15 protein-coding genes and 4 pseudogenes are annotated in these 19,466 nt (G+C 63.5%); 14 read left to right on the plus strand and 5 right to left on the minus strand.

What is annotated here, in order from left to right:
• Positions 1-612, minus strand: a 612-nt coding sequence (locus tag NFU08_RS02975) for a transposase (protein ID WP_251420954.1), incomplete at its 3' end; no start/stop codon positions are given.
• Positions 613-699: 87 nt separating this feature from the next.
• Here NFU08_RS02975 and NFU08_RS02980 point away from each other — a divergent pair.
• A pseudogene (locus tag NFU08_RS02980) lies at positions 700-1,221 on the plus strand (Tn3 family transposase); the annotation flags it as partial.
• Positions 1,222-1,410: 189 nt separating this feature from the next.
• On the opposite strand, the gene NFU08_RS02985 reads toward NFU08_RS02980, so the two are convergent.
• The gene (locus tag NFU08_RS02985) at positions 1,411-1,893 is read right to left on the minus strand and encodes an Lrp/AsnC family transcriptional regulator (protein ID WP_174182094.1); all 483 of its coding nucleotides are present in this window, start codon (positions 1,891-1,893) and stop codon (positions 1,411-1,413) included.
• A 255-nt stretch (positions 1,894-2,148) separates the two neighbouring features.
• On the opposite strand from NFU08_RS02985, the gene NFU08_RS02990 reads away from it, so the two are divergent.
• The 5 genes and pseudogenes from NFU08_RS02990 (at position 2,149) to NFU08_RS03005 (ending at position 6,166) form a co-directional block, all read left to right on the plus strand.
• The gene (locus tag NFU08_RS02990) at positions 2,149-4,500 is read left to right on the plus strand and encodes a transketolase-like TK C-terminal-containing protein (RefSeq protein ID WP_174182092.1); all 2,352 of its coding nucleotides are present in this window, start codon (positions 2,149-2,151) and stop codon (positions 4,498-4,500) included.
• Entirely contained in the window at positions 4,497-5,066 is a 570-nt protein-coding gene (locus NFU08_RS02995; protein WP_217432812.1) for a biotin/lipoyl-containing protein, read from the plus strand. The genes NFU08_RS02990 and NFU08_RS02995 overlap by 4 nt, the downstream gene beginning before the upstream one ends.
• An 85-nt stretch (positions 5,067-5,151) precedes the next feature.
• Positions 5,152-5,438, plus strand: a pseudogene (locus NFU08_RS03000) (2-oxo acid dehydrogenase subunit E2); the annotation flags it as partial.
• A 52-nt stretch (positions 5,439-5,490) separates the two neighbouring features.
• Positions 5,491-5,595 (plus strand): annotated as a pseudogene (locus tag NFU08_RS20950) (2-oxo acid dehydrogenase subunit E2); the annotation flags it as partial.
• Positions 5,596-5,701: 106 nt separating this feature from the next.
• Positions 5,702-6,166 (plus strand): hypothetical protein, encoded by a 465-nt coding sequence (locus NFU08_RS03005; RefSeq protein ID WP_217432814.1) that lies wholly within the window; start codon positions 5,702-5,704, stop codon positions 6,164-6,166.
• A gap of 45 nt (positions 6,167-6,211) precedes the next feature.
• Here the strand turns inward: NFU08_RS03005 and NFU08_RS03010 are convergent, their stop codons facing one another.
• The gene (locus tag NFU08_RS03010; protein WP_188572930.1) at positions 6,212-7,717 is read right to left on the minus strand and encodes a GAF domain-containing protein; all 1,506 of its coding nucleotides are present in this window, start codon (positions 7,715-7,717) and stop codon (positions 6,212-6,214) included.
• A gap of 161 nt (positions 7,718-7,878) precedes the next feature.
• Between NFU08_RS03010 and NFU08_RS03015 the strand changes: the two genes are divergently transcribed.
• The 4 genes from NFU08_RS03015 to NFU08_RS03030 are packed head-to-tail and all read left to right on the plus strand — an operon-like array spanning position 7,879 to position 11,315.
• Complete coding sequence (locus tag NFU08_RS03015) at positions 7,879-8,925, plus strand: amidohydrolase family protein (protein ID WP_174182088.1); 1,047 nt, start codon at positions 7,879-7,881, stop codon at positions 8,923-8,925.
• Positions 8,922-9,743: an iron-sulfur cluster assembly protein gene (locus NFU08_RS03020; protein ID WP_174182086.1), complete on the plus strand. Its 822-nt coding sequence runs from the start codon at positions 8,922-8,924 to the stop codon at positions 9,741-9,743. The genes NFU08_RS03015 and NFU08_RS03020 overlap by 4 nt, the downstream gene beginning before the upstream one ends.
• Positions 9,740-10,774 carry an NAD(P)-dependent alcohol dehydrogenase gene (locus NFU08_RS03025; protein ID WP_251420655.1) on the plus strand — a complete coding sequence of 345 codons (1,035 nt, stop codon included), beginning with the start codon at positions 9,740-9,742 and terminating at the stop codon, positions 10,772-10,774. The genes NFU08_RS03020 and NFU08_RS03025 overlap by 4 nt, the downstream gene beginning before the upstream one ends.
• Positions 10,775-10,814: 40 nt before the next feature.
• Positions 10,815-11,315 (plus strand): DUF1097 domain-containing protein, encoded by a 501-nt coding sequence (locus NFU08_RS03030; RefSeq protein WP_174182084.1) that lies wholly within the window; start codon positions 10,815-10,817, stop codon positions 11,313-11,315.
• 664 nt (positions 11,316-11,979) lie between these two features.
• Here the strand turns inward: NFU08_RS03030 and NFU08_RS03035 are convergent.
• Together NFU08_RS03035 and NFU08_RS03040 are read right to left on the minus strand one after the other, a co-directional pair.
• Positions 11,980-12,177: pseudogene (locus NFU08_RS03035) on the minus strand (acetolactate synthase); the annotation flags it as partial.
• A 505-nt stretch (positions 12,178-12,682) separates the two neighbouring features.
• On the minus strand, positions 12,683-14,599 hold the full coding sequence (locus NFU08_RS03040; RefSeq protein ID WP_251420657.1) for a helix-turn-helix domain-containing protein: 1,917 nt from the start codon (positions 14,597-14,599) through the stop codon (positions 12,683-12,685).
• Between the two features lie 154 nt (positions 14,600-14,753).
• Between NFU08_RS03040 and NFU08_RS03045 the strand changes: the two genes are divergently transcribed.
• The 4 genes from NFU08_RS03045 (at position 14,754) to NFU08_RS03060 (ending at position 19,127) form a co-directional block, all read left to right on the plus strand.
• Positions 14,754-15,569 (plus strand): N-acyl homoserine lactonase family protein, encoded by an 816-nt coding sequence (locus tag NFU08_RS03045; protein ID WP_229748556.1) that lies wholly within the window; start codon positions 14,754-14,756, stop codon positions 15,567-15,569.
• 456 nt (positions 15,570-16,025) lie between these two features.
• Entirely contained in the window at positions 16,026-17,153 is a 1,128-nt protein-coding gene (locus NFU08_RS03050) for an alcohol dehydrogenase catalytic domain-containing protein (protein WP_174179817.1), read from the plus strand.
• 114 nt (positions 17,154-17,267) lie between these two features.
• Entirely contained in the window at positions 17,268-17,591 is a 324-nt protein-coding gene (locus NFU08_RS03055) for an NIPSNAP family protein (protein ID WP_174179815.1), read from the plus strand.
• A gap of 54 nt (positions 17,592-17,645) precedes the next feature.
• Entirely contained in the window at positions 17,646-19,127 is a 1,482-nt protein-coding gene (locus NFU08_RS03060) for an NAD-dependent succinate-semialdehyde dehydrogenase (RefSeq protein WP_251420659.1), read from the plus strand.
• Positions 19,128-19,466: the final 339 nt, after the last annotated feature.

Raw genomic sequence — 19,466 nt, forward strand, 5'->3', positions numbered from 1 at the left:
CCGCTCCCCATTGGTGGTGACGCCCATAACGACGTAGAACGGGGTGTTGCGCACCTGCCCGTCACGGACCTTGACCACGACCGCATCAACGAACAGCACCGGATAGATCGGATCCAAAGGCCGGGCCGACCATTCGGCCAGTTCTCCGGCGACTTTCTCCGTGATGCGGCTGATGGTGTCTTTAGAGACTCTGGCCCCGTAGACCTCCTCGAAGTGGGCGGCGATTTCCCCGGTCGTCAGCCCCCGGGCAGAGAGGGAGAGCACGATCTGGTCGATCCCGTCCAGACGCCGTTTCCGCTTGGGCACGATCACCGGTTCGAACGACCCGTCTCGATCCCGGGGCACCTCAATCTCGACCGGACCGATCTCGGTCAACACGGTCTTTGACCTGGTGCCGTTGCGCATGTTGGCTGCGATCGGTGTCTGGCCGTGCTCGTGGCCGAGGTGCTCTGTCAGCTCGGCTTCCAGAGCGGTCTCCAGCACATTTCTCGTGAGTTGGTTCAGCAGCCCGCCCGGGCCTACCAGGCTCACGCCCTGTTCCTTGGCCTGCGCGAGCAACCGCTCCGCAAGCTCCTTCTGATCGATGATCTCTCCCGTCACAGGATCGATCATCACCCCTGCCATCTCGGACGTGGACTCTGACACGGCCGTCTCCTTTCGGATCAGGCCGGACTCCACACACCGTTATTCAGACAGTCCCTCCTTCGGCTGGCCGCATCGATCAAGACCGGCACCGTGACGGCCTCCTTGATGATGCGCAAGCTCGGTGCCTACCCGCGCCAAAACGGGCTCGCCACCGCGCTGCGGGAACTGGGCAGACTGGAACGGACCCTTTTCCTGCTGGATTGGCTCCAAGATCCCGGCTTGCGTCCCAAGGTGACTGCCGGGCTGAACAAGGGCGAGGCCCGGAACACCCTGGCCCGGGCAGTGTTCTTCAACCGCCTCGGAGAGATCCGCGACCGGTCCTTCGAGCAGCAGCGCTACCGGGCTTCAGGGCTGAATCTTCTCACCGCAGCCATCGTTCTCTGGAACACCGTCTACCTCGACCGGTCCATCACTACCCTGAACAGCGACGGCAAGGCCACTGACCCGGAGCTGCTGCGGTTCCTCTCGCCCCTGGGGTGGGAACACATCAACCTGACCGGCGACTACACCTGGCCCCGCGCCAACCACATCAAACCCGGCAAATACAGGCCGCTACGACGCTCGGCAAAACCTTAGCGTCGGATATTTCACTTTTTCACAAGCCGCCCCTAGTCCCGGGGAGGTCGGTGACCGCCACGGCGGTGCCTGACCCCAAGCGCGCTGCGAGGTGGTCGAACATCGCCTTCCCCGGCGATACGCAAGTTTCTGGTCGCTCTGGATTTGGGTGCAGGAGTCATTACCCACGGGGATGCGTGGGGCCGCCGTTTAGTTTTTGGCGTCATCCGCGGTCAGGAGTTGCGCGATGCGGTAGGTGACGAGTTCACGCATGACAAGTCCGGTATTTGTGCGTTTGACGCCGTCAGTGCCGAGGATTCGCCCGGCGATGCGGTACAGATCGTCCGCGTCGCGGGCGACCACGTGGACCAGCAGATCGCTGACTCCGCTCAATCCCTGTACTTCCAGGACCTCTGGTATCTCGCCAAGGGCCTTGCCTACAGAGGCCAGTTTGCGTTGCGTGACCTTGGTAACGACGTAAGCACTCAGTGGGTAACCGAGGAATGCGGGGTCGATTCTGCGCTCGAAGGAGCGCAGCGCTGCTTCTTCCGCATATCGGGCGAGCCGGGAACGGACGGTATTGCGGGCGAGTCCCGTGGACTCGGCAACGGCGATGTTTGTGGCGTCAGGGTCGGCGATGAGCGCTTTTAGCAAAGCCGCATCGATGGGGTCAGCCTTCCGGTGTGTGGTCATTTTGCTTAGTCTCCTGAAACGGTTCGGGTGATCAAATGCGCATTTTGCTCATTTTACACAACACAGCTTGCGCAGAGTGTTTATGCATGGTGGACTTATGAGCAATCCCCGCCGCGGTATGAGCGATCACTGGCTATCTGCCACCGGTCAGCTGGGGGCAGCTTCACGAGAGCTGCCCCTCCCCGTCCACCCCCTGACGGGTCTTTTAAACCCCTCCTCGATTTCCCCCGAAAATTATTAGTTGAAGGCACTCTTATGAACCTGAGCCCTGTCAGTGAGGATGTGGCGGCGGATGCTGCTTCGTTCTACGGCGATCCGCGTTTGGATGCCTTGGCCGCGATCGAGCGTCGTGTGTTGTGGCTTTCGACCTCGATCATTCACCACGCGAATCGGGTGCGCCCGAACGTGTCCGGGATCAAGGTCGGCGGGCATCAGGCTTCGAGTGCCTCGATCGCCACGATCATGACCTCGCTCTGGTTCGGCCAGCTCCGTCCGGAGGACCGGGTGTCTGTGAAGCCGCATGCCTCCCCGGTGCTGCATGGGATCAATTATCTGCTGGGCAGCCTGGAGGAGAAGTACCTCACGACGCTGCGGGAGTTCGGCGGGCTTCAGAGTTACCCGAGCCGGTCCAAGGACCCGGACCCGGTGGACTACTCCACCGGTTCGGTCGGTATCGGTGCGACGGCGCCGATCTGGGGGGCGATCTCGCGGCGTTACACCGAGACGGTGAGCGGGGTCCCGAGCCGGGGGCGCCAGTATTCGCTCGTCGGTGACGCCGAGCTGGACGAGGGGGCTGTCTGGGAGACTGTCCTGGATTCCAATGTTGCCGATCTTGGTGAGATCGTGTGGATTGTTGATCTGAACCGGCAGTCCCTGGACCGGGTCGTGCCCAACATCGCCGCGGGCAAGTTCGAGCGTCTGTTCGCGGCTGCCGGCTGGCAGGTCATTACCGTGCGCTTCGGGCACCTCCTGGAAAGCCTCATGGCCCGCACCGGAGGCGATGCCCTGCGGGAACGCATTGTTGAGATGTCCAACCCGGAGTACCAGCGGCTCCTGCGTTGCTCCGCCGAAGAGCTGCGCCGCCGCCTCCCGGGTGAGGGCGCAGGGAGTGAGGCCATCGCCGGCCTCATCGCGGGCGTCGAAGATGAGGTGTTGATCCGGGCGATCAGGAACCTGGGCGGCCACGACCTGGCCGCGCTGCGCGAGGCCTACTCGCAGATCGATGACACCAAACCGACCGTCATCATCGCCTACACCGTCAAGGGCAACGGCCTGCCCACCGAGGGCCACCCGCAGAACCACTCCTCGCTGCTCACGGTCGAGCAATACCGGCAGCTCGCAGACCGGATGGGTGAGAACCCTGATGCCCCCTGGACGCGTTTTGACCCCTCAAGCCCCGAGGGGCAGCTGGTCCGGACAACGGCTGAAACCCTCCATCGCGACACCCAACCGGTCGTGGCGCCGCCGACAGTTCCGACTGATTTCGGCCGGACCCCCTCGGGCACGGCAACCACGCAGGCCGCACTCGGGCGGGCGCTGCTTGACCTCAAGCGGGCCGCGCCCGAGGTCGCCCGGCGCGTCGTGACCGTCAGTCCCGACGTGAGCTCCAGTACCAACCTCGCCGGCTGGGTGAACAAGGTCGGCGTGTGGTCCGTTGAAGAGCGCCAGAACTGGTTCAGTGACGACGCCGAGACCGTGATGCACTGGCGGGAAAATCCCACCGGACAACACATCGAACTCGGCATCGCCGAAGTCAACCTGGTAAGCCTCCTGGGCGAGCTCGGCGCGACCTGGAGCCGCTGGGGCCAGCCGCTTTTCCCGATCGGTGTGCTCTATGACCCGTTCGTCGAACGCGCCCTCGAACCCTGGTCCTACGGTATCTACGCCGGCGGGCAATCCATCCTCGTCGGGACACCGTCCGGTGTCACGCTAGCCCCCGAAGGCGGGGCACACCAGTCCATCAAGACCCCCTCCATCGGGTTGGAACAGCCCGGGTGCACCAGCTACGAACCGGCATTCGCCATCGACGCCGAATGGACGCTGCTCGCCTCCATGTCCCAACTCGGCCGACCCGAGGGCAAATCCGCATATCTGCGGCTCTCCACCAAACCGGTCGACCAGCAGCTGGCCGCCGTGCCCGAGGACCCGGCCGCCCGTGAGCGTCGCCGCCGCCAGGTGGTTGCCGGCGGTTACGTGCTGCGCGCGGCCACCGACCCGTCCGCGACGATCGTCACCATGGGAGCCCTGGTCCCCGAAGCACTGGCAGCCTCCGAACGCCTCGCGGCCCACGGCACCCCGGTCGACGTCGTATGTATCACCAGCCCGGGCCTGCTCTACGAAGCACTCCAGGGCCGCAACGGACAGAACCAGGACGCACCCTCCTGGATCCTGGACCAGATCCTGCCACCAGAACGTGCCGTTCCCATGGTCACCGTACTCGACGGACACCCCCACACACTCGCGTTCCTCGCCGGCGTGCACCAGGTCAAAAGCCGCAACCTCGGCGTAGACAGCTTCGGCCAGGCCGGTGACATCGACGACGTCTACCGCTACCACGGCATCGACGTCGACAGCATCGTCCGCGCCACCCTGGACCTCACCCAATGACAGACACGACGACAACGACGTTCACTCTGCCAGCGATGGGAGCGGGCGGAACGGTCGCGCCCCTTTCGCGCTGGCTGAAAAAACCAGGAGATCCGGTCACCGACGGCGAGCCGTTACTCGAGGTGGCGACGGACAAGGTCGATACCGAGATATCTGTTCCCTTCTCAGGCACGCTGGTCCGTATCCTCGTCCACGAGGAGGACGCCGTCGAAGAGGGAACCGAACTAGCCGTCATCGAACACCTGACGATCGCGCAGCCGGCTTCTGTTCCCCAGCCGCCGCCCGTGGCCGGCCCCTCCCAGGACAACCCGTCGGCCACCGCCAGGGCGTTTTCCCCGGAAGCCGGCCCCGGAGCTGGTGGTTCTGTCACCGGCCCCTCCCAGGGCATACCGGTTCCGTCCTCACTCGCGCCTGCGGTATCTTCCGTTTCTGTCGCCGTCCGGGCCGGGGAGCGCCGGGAGAAGCTCACGCCGATCCGGCGCGTGATCGCGGACAGGATGATGGAGTCAACAGCGCAGCTGACCACTGTCGTGGAGGTCGACGCGTCACCGCGGTTTCCAGGATGAGAAAGAGCTACAAGGCCGAGGGTCGCAAGATCTCCTACCTTCCGTTCTTTATCAGGCCGCCGTCGAGGCTCAGCAGGTCTATCCGGTGTTCAACACCACGACCGCGAACAGTGGCACGGAGCTCGTTTACTATGACTCGGTCAACCTGGGCATCGCAGTTGATTCGCGCAAAGGACTGATGGTTCCTGTGGTGCGCAATGCCCAGACGAAGGGCGTTGACGAGATCGCCGCGGCTGTGGACGATCTCGCCGGCCGGTGCGTACCGGCAGCATAACTCCCGGTGACATGGAGGGCAGAACTTTCACGATCACCAACACCGGCAGTAGGGGCTCGCTGTTCGATACCCCCAACCTTAACTACCCGCAGACAGCAATCCTCGGCACCGGGGCCGTTGTGGAACGCGTCGTGCCTCTCCCCTCAGAGGATGTCTGTATCGGGCATCAGATCCTTTGTCTACCTGGTCCTGACCCACGACCACCGGATCGTCGACGGAGCAGACGCCGCCCGCTTCCTCTCACAAATCAAGACACACATCGAAACAGGCGCGGCCGACGGAATCTCTAAGCCGTGGATCCGGTGTGGGCCAACGAGAGGCTATGGATTAAGCCAGCCGCCAGAGCGAAAGGAGCACCGGCATGAGCCTGCACCAACAGTCCAGGGACAGCGTCCTCCTCAACGGGCGGGGCTACAACCGCGTCGGCGAGGCCGCGAAGGAAACGTTGTTAGCCCTGACCATCCAGAATCCTACGGCTACCGGGGCCAGCCAAACGCTCCTCATGAAGCAGTGGAAGCGCCTCTGGCCGCAGGAATTTGTCGAGCTTCGCCGCGGTCTCCAGGTAGTTGGCACCGGATGGGTTGATGAAGTCACCCGGGACGGCAGTATCATCTGGATCCATCTGAGCGGCGGATGGGGTCGGGTGATGATCCACGAGGGCGGCGACGGGATCGACATGCCAAGATTTGAGATGGTAAATGTTCCTGCTGAAATGTCGGCCATGCCCAGCTTCCTGACACGGGCCTTCTCGACAGCTTCCTGCAGGAGCAGTCCGGCACCTAGCGTGGTCGGCACCGGAACCCCTAAACTCTGGGGACTGCATTGATGAATCCGGGCCCAACCGGGCGATGTTCGTGCGGGGTTGGAGGCCTTATCTCGGCAGCACAATTCCGAGCCGGGCCATCCGTCTGTAGATGGTGGCCCGGCTCAATCCAAGCTCGTCGGCCGCCATCCCGACGGTGATTCCCGGTCGGGAAAGGCACCGGACAATTTCGTCGCGTTCAAAGGACTCGATTCGCGTGAGATGAGGGCCGGGTGGCCCGGCTAGCGCGGGTGGCAGGTGCTGGACATCGATTGTCTCGGTGCGCAAGGACGCGGCATGAATCACACGGAAAAGCTCGTCGATGTTCCCCGGCCAGTCGTAGCCGGTCAGTACCCGTTCCGCTGCGGAGCTAACGTCCACCTCACGCAGACGGGTCTGGCGGGCGGCGTATCGGGCCAGTGGCATAATGTCGCCGCTGCGCTCCCGCAGTGACGGGACCGATACGACCGTGTCGACCATGGCGCCGAGTGGTTGCGGGATCGCGGCCAGGTCATCGGAAGTGACTGCCCAAACCAAGGCAGGAGGGCTGCCGTCGGAAGCCGGCCGCAGTGACCGCAGCGCAGCGGTGGCACGCTCGTGCAGAGCCTGGGCGCCCCACGCGGGGAGAGCATCGACGTTCTCTACGATGACAGCGGTTTCGGGTTTGGCCAGTTCGGGGGTCCAGAGGGACAGCCACGCTTCGACGTCCTCGGGAGCGGGCGCCGCGGCGCACAGGATGCGGCTGCGCGGGTGCGCTTGGCGCAGTGCCTGGCCCAGGAGGGTGGCACGTCCTGTGCCTGGCTCACCGACCGCTGCCACCACTCGGCCCGCTGCCAGGGCCCGTGTCGCCTGATCGAGTGCGTCGGTCCACACTGATGACATTGCTCGCAAAGTTCCCGAGCCGGGTTCGAACCGGCCCCGCTGAACCCGGAAGACCCCGCCGCGCGGTGCGGGTTTTCTTGATCGTCCCTGGGACCTGGCAAGCATAAGCGTGGACGTGTTGCTTGCCGCGGACTGTGCCAGGGCAAGCAGGAGTTCCGGTGAAGACTTGGACCAGGTGGTGATGTTGACGCTGCCTTCCAGGCGGCCGGTGACGGGATCCAGCACGGGAACTGCGGCGCACGTGTAGGTTCGTAGGCTGGCGCTGTAGTGTTCCTCGGCCCGCACGAGTGTGGGCGTGCGGTCGGCTAGGGCAAGCCCCAACCCGTTCGTTCCGGCGTCCCGTTCCGAGAACGCGAAGCCTGGTGCCAGGTACACCTTGTCCAGTGCCCGCAAAAGCGAGGTGTCGCCGCTGAACCGGTTGAGGACGAGCCCGTCTGCGTCGGTGAGCATGAGGCTGAGAGGTTCGTTAGCCAACGTGCTGTGCAGCCCGGTGAGGACTTCGCGCCCGCACTGGAAGAACAGCGAATCGCTCTCGATGTTACCGGCCCACGCCGGTTCTGCGGTTTCGGCCGAGACCCCATATTCTTCACTGCGCTGCCATGACGCGAGGAGTCGCTTGGCGGCAGTCATGATCTGGCCAGGTTGGGCCTCGCGGGCCAGCCTGGCGAGTCGTTCATCTTGGTTCGGCGCCATTGCCGCCTCCTTGGTTCTGTCACTCGAGAATACTGCGAGCCGGGAGTCCCGGCCGCATGGCGTGTCTCAAATTGAGACACCAGTCACACGCCTGGAGCCGTTGACCGGGCCTAACGTCATGGGGGACGCGACTATGGCAGTCGCGGAAGGAGAGACCAGACATGTACAGCAAAGACGGCGAAAACTACTTCATTGTGGACGCCCACATCGCCTTATGGGACGCCCGGCCGGAGAACCAGCGCAACATTCACGGCAAGCAGTTCATCGACTGCTTCTACGACTATCACCGCAATCTCTCCCCGGAGGCGGAGCAGTGGTCCTACGAGGAGTACCTCTACCAAGGCGGCGAACGCCTCATGAAAGACCTGTTCGACGACGGTTACGTGGATCACGCGATCTTCCAGCCGGCCTACCTCGGAGAGTTCTACAAGAACGGTTTCGCGCAGGTCCAGGAGGCCTACGGCCTCGCGGCCGCCAACCCGGACAAGCTCACCTACAACCACTGCTACGATCCCCGGCACGGGGAGGCCGGCCTCGACCGGCTGCGGGCCGACCACGAAAAAATGAACTTCACCGGCGTCAAGCTCTACACCGCCGAATGGCATGGGGAATCGCGGGGCTACAAGCTCTCGGACCCATGGTCGTACCGGTACTTCGAGGAGTGCCGCAAGCTCGGCATCAAGAACATCCACATCCACAAGGGGCCCACCATCCGCCCGCTGGACCGGGACGCCTTCGACGTCGCGGACGTCGACCACGCCGCCTCGGATTTCACTGACCTCAACTTCATCGTCGAACACGTTGGCCTGCCCCGGCTCGAAGACTTCTGCTGGATCGCCACCCAGGAGCCCAACGTCCACGGCGGGTTGGCCGTCGCGATGCCGTTCATGCACACCCGACCCCGATACTTCGCCCAGATCATCGGCGAGCTCATCTACTGGATCGGGGAGGACCGGATCCAGTTCTCCAGTGACTACGCACTCTGGACGCCACGCTGGCTGATCGAGCGGTTCGTCGATTTCCAGATCCCGGAGGACATGACGGAGTACGCGCCGCTCACGACAGTTCAGAAGAAGAAGATCCTCGGGCTCAACGCAGCCAAGATGTACAACATCCCCGTCCCCGCAGAGCTCCAACTACCGAACGCAGAAGAGACCGCAACCGGACCCCGCCAGCCGGAACGGGCCGACCTGGCCGGCGTCCGATGACTGCCGTCCACGCGGAACCTTGCGCGGCCCGGGCGACCAGCAGGGTCACCAAAGAAGACGTTCGCGTTGCGCTGGGCGCCGTTCTCGATCCAGAACTCGACGAGCCGATCACGGACCTTGGATTCGTCCGCTCGTTGGAGGTCGCGGCCGGCAGTGACGGTGCCGTTGTGAGGCTTCATCTGCGCCTGCCCACCTCGTTCTGCTCACCGAATTTTGCCTACCTCATGGCCTCCGACAGCAAGGACGTCATCACGGCACTCAAAGGAGTGGCGAGCGTTACCGTCGAACTCGACGACCACCACGACTCCGACCTCATCAATGCCGGCTTAGCCGCCGACGCCGGCTACCGCGGCACGTTCAAGCACGAGGCGGAAGACAGCCTGGAGGAACTGCGATGGACATTCCGCCGGAAGGCACACACGGCCGCCATGGAACGATGCCTCACCGAACTCCTGCGGTCCGACCCCGACCTTTTGGAAACGGACATGGGGAACGTGCGTCTCTGGGACCTTCCGGAGGGGAGGAACAAAGAGGCACTGCTGCGCAGACGCACCGCCCTCGGCCTGCCGGGAGGAACGAACTCGATTGTCCTGGTCAACCACGAAGGCCACCCCTACCCCGCCGAGGCGGTGCCCATGGCATTGCGCCGTGCCCGCTCGACACGCATTTCCATTGACGGAAACGCCCACTTTTGCCGCGGCCTGCTCCGCACCCGCTATGACGGATCCGGCGCAGACCAGACCGCCCGGCCCGAAGGCGCCGAAGCCACCCCCAACCACGAACAACTTCCCTTTACAGTCAAGGAGACCCACCAATGAACACCATGCGAGCCGTCCAAGTGGTCGGCTACCACCAGGAACTCAAGATGGCCGAAGTGCCGGTCCCCAGCGTCACCGGCCCCCTGGACGTCGTGGTCAAAATCGGCGGGGCCGGAGTGTGCCGAACGGATCTGCACATCCTGGAGGGCCAGTGGGCTGACAAGTCCCACGTCCACCTGCCGTACACGATCGGCCACGAAAACGCCGGCTGGGTCCATGCAGTCGGGAGCGCCGTCACCAACGTGAAGGAAGGGGACAAAGTCATCCTTCACCCGCTCATCACCTGCGGCCTGTGCCGAGCCTGCCGCTCGGGCGACGATGTGCACTGCGAGGAGAGCAAATTCCCCGGCATCGACACCGGCGGAGGGTACGCCGAGTACGTCCTGACGTCCGCGCGCTCCGTCGTCAAAATCGACGATGCCCTGGAACCGGCCGACGTCGCCGCCCTGGCCGACGCCGGCCTGACGGCCTATCACGCGGCCGCTAAAGCAGCCAAGCGGCTGACAGCCCGGGACACCTGCGTGGTCATCGGAGCCGGGGGCCTGGGACACATCGGAATCCAGGTCCTCAAAGCACTCACCCCCGCCCGAATCGTGGTCGTCGACCGCAGCGCCGCCGCCCTGGACCTGGCAAGAGAGATCGGCGCGGACGCCGGCGTCCTCGCCGACGGGTCGCAGATCGACCAAGTCCTCGCACTCACCGGCGGAAAGGGCGCCCAGGCGCTGATCGACTTCGTCGGAGAAGGCGGCGCAACCGCTCAAGGGCTTGCAATGCTGCGCCAGGCAGGGGACTACTACGTCGTGGGCTACGGCGAGAACATCAACGTCCCCACCATCGACATCGTCTCAGCCGAGATTAACATCATCGGCAACCTCGTCGGCTCCTACAACGATCTGCAGGACCTCATGGCCCTCGCCGCACGCGGGGCCGTCACCCTCCATACCCAGAAATACACCCTGGACGACTTCCAGGACGCGATCAGCGACCTCGAAGCAGGCCTGGTGCGCGGCCGGGCCATTCTCGTGCCCTGAAAAGCTCACCCGGACTTCAACACATCACAAGGAGCATGAAATGAAACCGTACATAGGCGTGGGGTTATCTGTCGGCATACTGGCCGGCATCTGGACACAAGTAAGCATCGAACTGGGCCTCATCACCTGGGTGGCCTTCATAGCCTGGGCATGCTTCTTCGCCGCAGGCGGAGGAGCCCACGGATTCAGAAACGGCCTGGCGGCCAATCTGTCAGGAGTCGTCTACGGCTGGCTTGTCGCGCTGCTGACCACCGTGGCGGACTTCCCGGGCGTCCTGGCCGTCGGCGTGGGCGTTGCAGCCCTGGCCATGTGTCTGCAGGCAGGATGGGCCCCGCTGTCATTCATTCCAGGAGCTTTCGCCGGCACTGCTGCGTTTTTCGGCACAGCGCTCTCATTCTGGCCCACCGTAGCGGCGCTCGTGATCGGCGCAGGCCTGGGTTGGGCCTCGGCACTCATCGGCGACCGGCTGCAGCGACTCCTCATCAAACCAGAGGCTGCCGCAGGAGCCCGCGATCCTAACCATCCAGTGCAGACAGCCTGACCGTCATCTCGGCCGACCGGGCCGTCTCGATCCGGGCGGCCCACGAAGGACCCGAAATTGATCTTCATCACCGCAAAATCCCAGGTCAAACCGGAGCACGCGGAGGCCTGGCCCGAAATCGCCAAGGACTTCACCGATGCAACCAACGCAGAATGCCCGTTCGGGTGACGGCCTGGCGGTCCCGGTAAGATCTCTCAACAAAAACAGCCATTGAAATGGTGCCGGTTCCTGTGAAAACCATGCGCCACCCCAACGGCCGACAGCTGCTATGTCAGTCGTTTCACCCCGGCCGCGGGGCTGAACGTAGTTCTGTTGCGAAGGAGAGCCACCCTCACTGGTGATCCGCGACGTGCAGCGGGTCTTAGGGCTGCTCTCCCACGGGCCCTCGCCCCTGGGGTAGCAGAACGATGCCTCCGGTGAATAGAAGCCCCATGTCACCTGAAGTGGGTCCGCAGGACGCAGCGCATAGACGGGATGGGTGGTGGGGTCAAGGAACTCGAAGCTGGTCACCCCCCAGCCTTCGGCCAGCGGAGCCTGGAAGGGATATATGCCGGTGGTCAATGTTTCTTCGACGCTGGCCAGGTAGCGGAGCTGGCCACGGCGGACGGCGGAGATGCCACCGCCCACAGCAACGGTCGTCCGAATGATCGGGGCACCGTTGGCTTCCTTTGTGGCAGTGAATGGTCTCGATCACCGATCCGTGCAGTCCGTCGAGAACGTCCTGGAAACTCTCGCCGGGTACGACGTGCACCCTCTTGACTCCGTGGGCGAGCAGGCTGTCGACAATGACATGTGCAGCAGTTTTGGACCAGGATGCTGATCGAAGTGGCCTGGTACTGCGTTCGACCGTCGTTTGGGTCATCGTCTGGTGGTGCTTTCTGTCGTTGGTGTCAGGGGCATCGCAGCGGACGTCGTTCTCTTGTCTTGCCAAGCGGAGTTCGGACGCCTCGCCCCATGCATTGTTCCGTGGTGGAGAGGCTGACGGAAAGGCTCCGGGCTTCACAGTGATTGAAGCCCGGAGCCTTAGATATCCGGTTGCTACTTTTCGTTCAGTGGGAGGGGATCGTTCTCAGAATCCACGTGCTCTTGCGTCATCGGTGACCGCAATCGCTACATTCAGTGTTGTCGGTGCAGCAGAGTGGGCATAGGTGTGACGAACCATAATTGTGGGCACTCCTATGTGTGGCTGCACAGGTTAATGTCCGAGTGCTTCAGAGTCCTGCCGCCGTGGGGGCTCTCTTGCCGGGCTGGTTCCTCGTAGAGAAGACCTGGCCCGGGCTCGCTCGCAGGAACGGAATCCAGGCATGCTGTTCTCTACGCTAAGTGGGGAATAGAGCGTCGGTGACATGTTAGCGGGATGCAATGCCTTAGCGGGATGCATTGCCGGTGGTTTTCAGGTGCCAGATCCTGAGGGTCAGATGGTTGTCGAGTTGACGTGTGGCGTCGAGCCAGTCTTCGCCGAGCAGGAGAGCGATGCGTTCGAGGCGCTGTTTGACGGTGTTGCGGTGGATGAAGAGGCTTTCAGCAGTTCGTGCCAGGTTGTGGTGTGCTTCCAGGAACGTCCAGGCTGTCCGGGTCAGTTTGGTGTTGTGTTCACTGTCGTGGTCGATGAGCGGCTGGATCTGTGAGTAGAGGCTCTCTTGGGCTCCGGTGGAGTGGACGGCGGCGAGCAGCAGTCCCAAATGCCCGAGCTGGTCTCCGTCCAGGAGCTCGCCGCGTCGTTCCAGGACCAGCAGGCTGGACAAGGCTAGTTCAGCCTGATGGTTCGCCCTTTTTACACCGGCCAGTCCGTCGGTAGTGCTGGCGTGTCCGGCGGTGGCGGGAATTCCACTTTCCTTCAGTTTGGCCATCACCGCTTCGGTGAGGGTTTTGCTGCCGGAGACCAGGACACATATGCGGGATCCTCGGCGGGCGATAAGTGCCTTTGCCGGGCCAAGGCCCTCACGGATGGTTTTCTCGACGCGGGCGTAGTCTGCGCCGGCGGAATCGAAGACGGCGACCGTCATTTCTCCGTTGGGCCGTACTCCAAAGCGTGCAGTCCTTTGCTGGATGAGGTCCAGTGGGACGTCTCGGTCAGAGAGGAGGTCATCGAGGACTTCGAACTGAAGCCGTTGCGCCGAATCGTGTGTGGCCTGGTCAAAGAGCCGTAGGACTGTGAGGAAGACTGCCAGTCTTTCGGCGATGGAGCGTTGGCTTCCGTTCAGCGGGCCGCGGGCGACGAGGGTGGCCAAATGCTTCGGGCCTGCTTGGGCTGGGACCAGGACCAGTTCTTCATTATTGGTGACGAAGATGTGTGGGCGCCCGGTGGCCACCGCTTGGGCAACAGTCGATTCGAACGTCGCTTGCTCACCCGCGCCTCTGAGCAGTGCACCAAGCGGGGCGGTACCCGGATGCAGCGATTCCAGGGGCTCTTCCTGCAGGATGCCGTTAGCAGGATCGAGTACCAGTATGTCTGTGCCCAGGATCTGCCGGGAGAGGGCGGCAAATCCTTCAAGGCCGCTCCCGCGGACCACGACCTCAATGAATCGTTCGTCGAGGTCGATGAGTCTCTGAAGGCCGCCCATCTCTTCGAGCCGGGTGCGGTTTTCGTTTCCCAGCCGTTGCAGGGCGGAGGTGGCTTCCGCGAAGCGCTGCGCATTGTCGATCGCGACGGCGGCATGCTTGCCGATCGCATCCACCAGGTCAACGAGCTCCGGCCCGTATACCCGGGGCATCCTGTCCGCGATAAGAAGTGCGCCGATGACCTTGCCGTAAAGGTGCAACGGAACCCCGAGTATCGCGCGCACTCCCTCTTTGCCGACGATGTTGTCGATATGCGGCAGATGCGAGATGGCGAGGTCGGTGAGGTAGTCCTCGGTCTGATACGGCGAGAGCCCGGCTGCGGCTTTCCCCAACACGCCGGTTCCAATCGGCATCCGGATGGTTCGGTAATCCTCTGTGGCAACGCCATCGGATTTCCTGATGTACGTCTCGTGTCGTTCGTAGTCGTTAAGACTGATGTACGCCATGTCGCTTCCGGCGAGGATGCGGGTGCGCTTCACGATCGCCAGCAAAACCGCCTCAACGTCCCTGATTCCCGTCAGATCCGTCGCGGTGTCATGGAGCGCCCGGAGCAGGTCCTCGCGTTGTCGCCGCTCACGGAGCCGGGCATTGATGCTCAGGGCAGCCCGTGCTGCGCTGTCGGTTACTTCATGCCTGTCGAGCGCCTCTTGCAACGCCTTCGCCAGGCTTTCATCAGTAATCCCTGCTTCGATGCGCTCCAGCCATATACCCATGGTCTTCATACTTGTGGGCCTCGTCCCTATCTTCCGATCACGGTACAAGATGCATGTGCACCAAGCACAACTTTCTCTTCGAACAATAGTCATAAGCGATATAGGTAGCGTGTGGCGCAGCCCATAGTCTCGATGAAACGGATTCCCTACAGAAAGGATCGTCATGGGCGACGATATGAAACTGCATGTACTCTCCAGCGGGGTGATGGAGACCGATCACACCTGGCTGTTGCTCAAAGGCGGGACAACAATCATGGACCGCAACCACAAGAGCGCACCTCCGGCCTGGGGTGATTGCCCCACCCACGCGGTGCTCATCGAGCATCCCGAAGGTCGGGTGCTCTGGGACACGGGAGTGCCCCGCGATTGGGAGACGCGCTGGGCGCCAACAGGGTTCCAGGACTTCTTTCCTGTCAAGGAAGACCCCTCCGGTCCGGGCTACCTTGATTCGGCACTGGCCGAGCTGGAACTGGAACCGAGCGACATCGATATCCTGGTCCTTTCGCATCTTCATTTCGACCACGCGGCGAACGCGAAAATGTTCGACAACGGCAAGACCCGGATTATCGCCAGCATCGATGAAATCGAGGGCGTCAAGGGCATCTCCGGCGCCTTCCAGGGCGCTCACCTGGTTTCGGACTTCGATGGTCTTAACCTGGAACCGGTTGCCGGCGACGCAGAGATCCTTCCGGGTGTGAGTGTGATCGCCACCCCTGGCCACACCTGGGGCACCATGTCGCTGCAGGTCGATCTTCCCAACGATGGCACCAAGATCTTCACCTCCGACGCCGTCTATCTCGGAGCCAGCTGGGGTCCGCCCGCTGTCGGCGCCGCGATCGTATGGGACAACCTTAAGTGGCTCGAATCCGTGGAAAAGCTGCGCGGCATTGCCGAACGCACCAACGCGGATGTCATTTTCGGCCATGATCCGGAGCAGCGAAAAACGCTCAAGTTCGCGCCCGACGGTTATTACTCCTAAGCGGCGGGCCATGATCCTTTACGACGTGAAATGCGCCGACGGCCACCGCTTCGAAGCCGCCCTGCAGTCGATGTTCGACGACACACCGCCCTGTCGTGAATGCGGCGCTGCGACAGGCAGGGTTCCGGCGGCCGTGAGGCTGTCCGGCACCGCAGACCCTGGTCCCTCCCGCGAACAGATGCCCAACACGTGGCACGGAATCCGGCGGGGAGACCCGGAGACGGTTCGCGGATGGCATGGGTTGATGTCCAAACGGGAAAAGCTCGAAGAAAAATACCCGGAACTGGCCGGGGACCGCAGACCCGTCCTCGCCCACGAAGGAGTATTCGCGAACGCCCCCTTGAGAGCTGGAGACCCTCTGGCAAGTCAAGTTGCGGAAGCAACCTTCAAACCCGCGGCGCCTCCGCGGAATGGGGCTGGACAAAGTAAACAGACAGACCGAAAAGAAGCGGACAAATGAAGATCACCGGCGCAGTTCTTGAAGAAATCGGCCGTCCCCGCCCCTTCAGCGAATCCCGGCCTATCACCATCTCCGAGCTGGAGCTCGGAGACCCCGGGCCCACCGAAATCCTCGTGCGGCTCGAAGCCGCAGGGATCTGTCACTCGGATTTGAGCGTTGTCGACGGTAACCGGGTTCGCCCAGTCCCCATGCTGCTCGGACACGAAGCGGCAGGACGTGTTGTGGAGGTCGGCTCGGAAGTCGACGACTTGCGGCCGGGCCAACGTGTGGTCATGTCTTTCCTCCCCAGGTGCGAGCAGTGCGCCAACTGTGCCGAAGATGGCCGGTTGCCCTGCAGCGAAGGCTCCAAAGCCAACGGTGAAGGTGTCTTGCTGCATGGATCCATGCACCTCACCCGGGACGGCGAGAGAATCTTCCATCACCTCGGCGTTTCAGGCTTCGCCACCCATGCCGTCGTGGACAGGGCCTCCGCCGTACCCGTCGCGGATGACGTTCCCCCGGATATTGCCGCCGTTCTTGGGTGCGCCGTCCTTACCGGCGGCGGCGCCGTGCTGAACGCAGCGCGCCCCAAACCTGAAGACAGCATCATGATCGTCGGCCTTGGTGGCGTCGGCATGGCCGCGCTGATCACGGCTGTCTCCCAAAGCGTCTCGCGCATCGTCGCCGTGGACACGCTCGAAGAGAAACTAGAGCACGCCCGCCGCCTCGGCGCCCACGAAACCTACACCCCACAGCAGGTGCTCGAGCAGGGAATAAAGGCCAAATACGTCATCGAATGCGCGGGTAATCCGAAGGCCTTCGAAACTGCATTTGCCGCAACCGCGGTAGGCGGAACGACCATCACTGCTGGACTGCCCTCACCGGACGCCCGCGCGCAGATCCCGCCCATGACCATCACCGCCGAAGCCCGGACGATCATCGGCAGCTATCTCGGATCCGCCGTACCGTCGCGAGACATCCCGAAATATGCCCAGCTCTGGCGGGAGGGAAAGCTACCCGTCGAAGAACTCATCACCACCCGCATCGCCCTGGCCGATATCAACCAGGCCATGGACCAGTTGGCTGACGGGAAAGCAGTCCGACAGGTCATCATGTTCAACACCGATCACGACCACGCCAGCTAGAGGGCTCAGTCCCGGCAAAAACGACACCGGTCACCGGCAGGTCCCCCCTCCTGCCGGTGGCCGGTATTGGGATGCCACCAGTCCTCTGCGGCCATCAACGACAGGAAACCGACCGTGACATTCGAGCTCCGGACCTACAACGCCGCGGCGGGAAAGATGGGAGCGCTTCTGGAGCGCTTCCGCACCCACACGACCAGGCTTTTCCCCGACCACGGCATCCAAGCTATCGGCTACTGGATATCCGACGAAGACCCGGACACCCTGATTTATCTGGTGCGACATGAGGGCGACCCCGAATCAAACTGGGAAGGGTTTAAAACCGATCCCAGGTGGGTGGCTGCGCGCGCAGCATCCGTCGCGAATGGCGAACTCACCGACAACATCTCATCCCTGTACCTGACCGCCACGGATTTTTCGCCGCTTGGCCCCGCACAGTAGAACAGGGCTCACCGCCGACGACCCACTCCGGTGTCAAGATCTTAGGAGACAACAATGACAACAACTCCCCAGCGTGAGGCCGAGCTGCTGGCCTCGGTGCCGACGGGTCTGCTGATTGATGGCCGGTGGCGTCCGGCCGTGTCCGGGAAGACCTTCGAGGTGGAGGACCCCTCGACGGGGAAGGTGCTGCTGAGCATCGCCGACGCCGGGCCCGAGGACGGGGCGGCCGCCCTGGACGCGGCGGCCGCCGCGCAGGAGTCCTGGGCGAAGGTCCCGGCCCGTGAGCGCGGGGAGATCCTGCGCCGGGCCTTCGAGATGGTCACGGCCCGCGCGGAGGACTTCGCGCTGCTGATGACCCTGGAGATGGGCAAGCCCCTGGCAGAGGCCCGCGGCGAGGTCACCTACGGCGCGGAGTTCCTGCGCTGGTTCTCCGAGGAAGCAGTGCGTGCGTTCGGCCGCTACTCGGTGTCCCCGGACGGGAAGTCCCGCCTGCTGGTGACGAAGAAGCCGGTGGGCCCGTGCCTGCTGATCACGCCGTGGAACTTCCCGCTGGCCATGGCAACCCGCAAGATCGCCCCGGCCGTCGCCGCAGGCTGCACCATGGTCCTGAAGTCCGCGAATCTTACCCCGCTGACCTCGCAGCTGTTCGCCGCCGTCATGATGGAGGCCGGCCTGCCCGCCGGTGTCCTGAACGTCATCCCCACCTCTACCGCTGGTGCCACCACCGGCCCGCTGATCAAGGATTCCCGGCTCCGGAAGCTTTCCTTCACCGGGTCCACCGAGGTGGGCCGCCGCCTGCTCTCCGATGCCTCCGAAAACGTGCTGCGCACCTCCATGGAACTGGGCGGCAACGCCCCGTTCCTGGTCTTCGAGGACGCCGACATCGATGCCGCCGTCGCCGGTGCCATGCTCGCGAAGCTCCGCAACATGGGCGAGGCCTGCACGGCAGCGAACCGGTTCATCGTGCACGAATCCGTCGCGGCCGAGTTCGCGGAGAAGTTCGCCGCGAAGATGAAGGACATGACCACCGCCCGCGGCACCGAGCCGGAGTCCAAGGTGGGCCCGCTGATCGACGCGAAGAGCCGGGACAAGGTCCACGAACTCGTCTCCGACGCCGTGGCCTCCGGCGCCACAGCCGTCCTGGGCGGCGGGCCGGTGGAAGGCCCGGGCTACTTCTACCAGCCCACCATCCTCTCCGGCGTCACCGAAGGCACCCGCATCCTGTCCGAGGAAATCTTCGGACCGGTCGCGCCCATCATCACCTTCAGCTCAGAGGATGACGCGGTGCGCCTGGCCAACAACACCGAGTACGGACTGGTGGCCTACGTCTTCACCAAGGACCTGAACCGGGGCATCCGGATGGGCGAACGCCTCGAGACCGGCATGCTGGGCCTGAACGCAGGCGTGGTCTCCAACGCCGCGGCACCCTTCGGCGGCGTCAAGCAGTCCGGCCTGGGCCGCGAAGGAGGCCTCGAGGGCATCGAGGAATACCTCTACACCCAGTACATCGGCATCGCCGACCCCTACGCCGGCTAGTCGTCAGCAGCCAATGGGAAAATGACCGCCCCTGCCACCCCGAGGATTCTGGCACAGGCGCTCCGTCGTCATCCTGCCGGAGTCACGGGTTGCCCCGGCGCCCCGCAAAGTGGACTTGTCTGTAAGCCGCTTCTGAGCCGGACCAAGGGGGTTAGATGAGGAGCGGCACTATTCCCCCTGCGATGGTCAGTGCAGCAAAACCGGAAGAGAGCAAATGCCCGCATTGCCAAGTCGACCGTGTTGTCGCGAGGTCTCATTACGGCCCAATGGAGCGGGACTGGGGAAGTTGGGTCGTACGTGAGTACGAAGAAACCCTGCGGCGGAAACTTTCGTGCAACC

The sequence above is a fragment of the Pseudarthrobacter sp. NCCP-2145 genome, assembly GCF_023708005.1.
In the GTDB taxonomy this organism is placed as follows: Bacteria; Actinomycetota; Actinomycetes; order Actinomycetales; family Micrococcaceae; genus Arthrobacter; species Arthrobacter oxydans.

Coding starts and splice junctions, on each gene's coding strand:
- NFU08_RS02985 (WP_174182094.1), bottom strand. CDS start 1,893: ATGACCACACACCGGAAGGCTGACCCCATCGATGCGGCTTTGCTAAAA.
- NFU08_RS02990 (WP_174182092.1), top strand. CDS start 2,149: ATGAACCTGAGCCCTGTCAGTGAGGATGTGGCGGCGGATGCTGCTTCG.
- NFU08_RS02995 (WP_217432812.1), top strand. CDS start 4,497: ATGACAGACACGACGACAACGACGTTCACTCTGCCAGCGATGGGAGCG.
- NFU08_RS03005 (WP_217432814.1), top strand. CDS start 5,702: ATGAGCCTGCACCAACAGTCCAGGGACAGCGTCCTCCTCAACGGGCGG.
- NFU08_RS03010 (WP_188572930.1), bottom strand. CDS start 7,717: ATGGCGCCGAACCAAGATGAACGACTCGCCAGGCTGGCCCGCGAGGCC.
- NFU08_RS03015 (WP_174182088.1), top strand. CDS start 7,879: ATGTACAGCAAAGACGGCGAAAACTACTTCATTGTGGACGCCCACATC.
- NFU08_RS03020 (WP_174182086.1), top strand. CDS start 8,922: ATGACTGCCGTCCACGCGGAACCTTGCGCGGCCCGGGCGACCAGCAGG.
- NFU08_RS03025 (WP_251420655.1), top strand. CDS start 9,740: ATGAACACCATGCGAGCCGTCCAAGTGGTCGGCTACCACCAGGAACTC.
- NFU08_RS03030 (WP_174182084.1), top strand. CDS start 10,815: ATGAAACCGTACATAGGCGTGGGGTTATCTGTCGGCATACTGGCCGGC.
- NFU08_RS03040 (WP_251420657.1), bottom strand. CDS start 14,599: ATGAAGACCATGGGTATATGGCTGGAGCGCATCGAAGCAGGGATTACT.
- NFU08_RS03045 (WP_229748556.1), top strand. CDS start 14,754: ATGGGCGACGATATGAAACTGCATGTACTCTCCAGCGGGGTGATGGAG.
- NFU08_RS03050 (WP_174179817.1), top strand. CDS start 16,026: ATGAAGATCACCGGCGCAGTTCTTGAAGAAATCGGCCGTCCCCGCCCC.
- NFU08_RS03060 (WP_251420659.1), top strand. CDS start 17,646: ATGACAACAACTCCCCAGCGTGAGGCCGAGCTGCTGGCCTCGGTGCCG.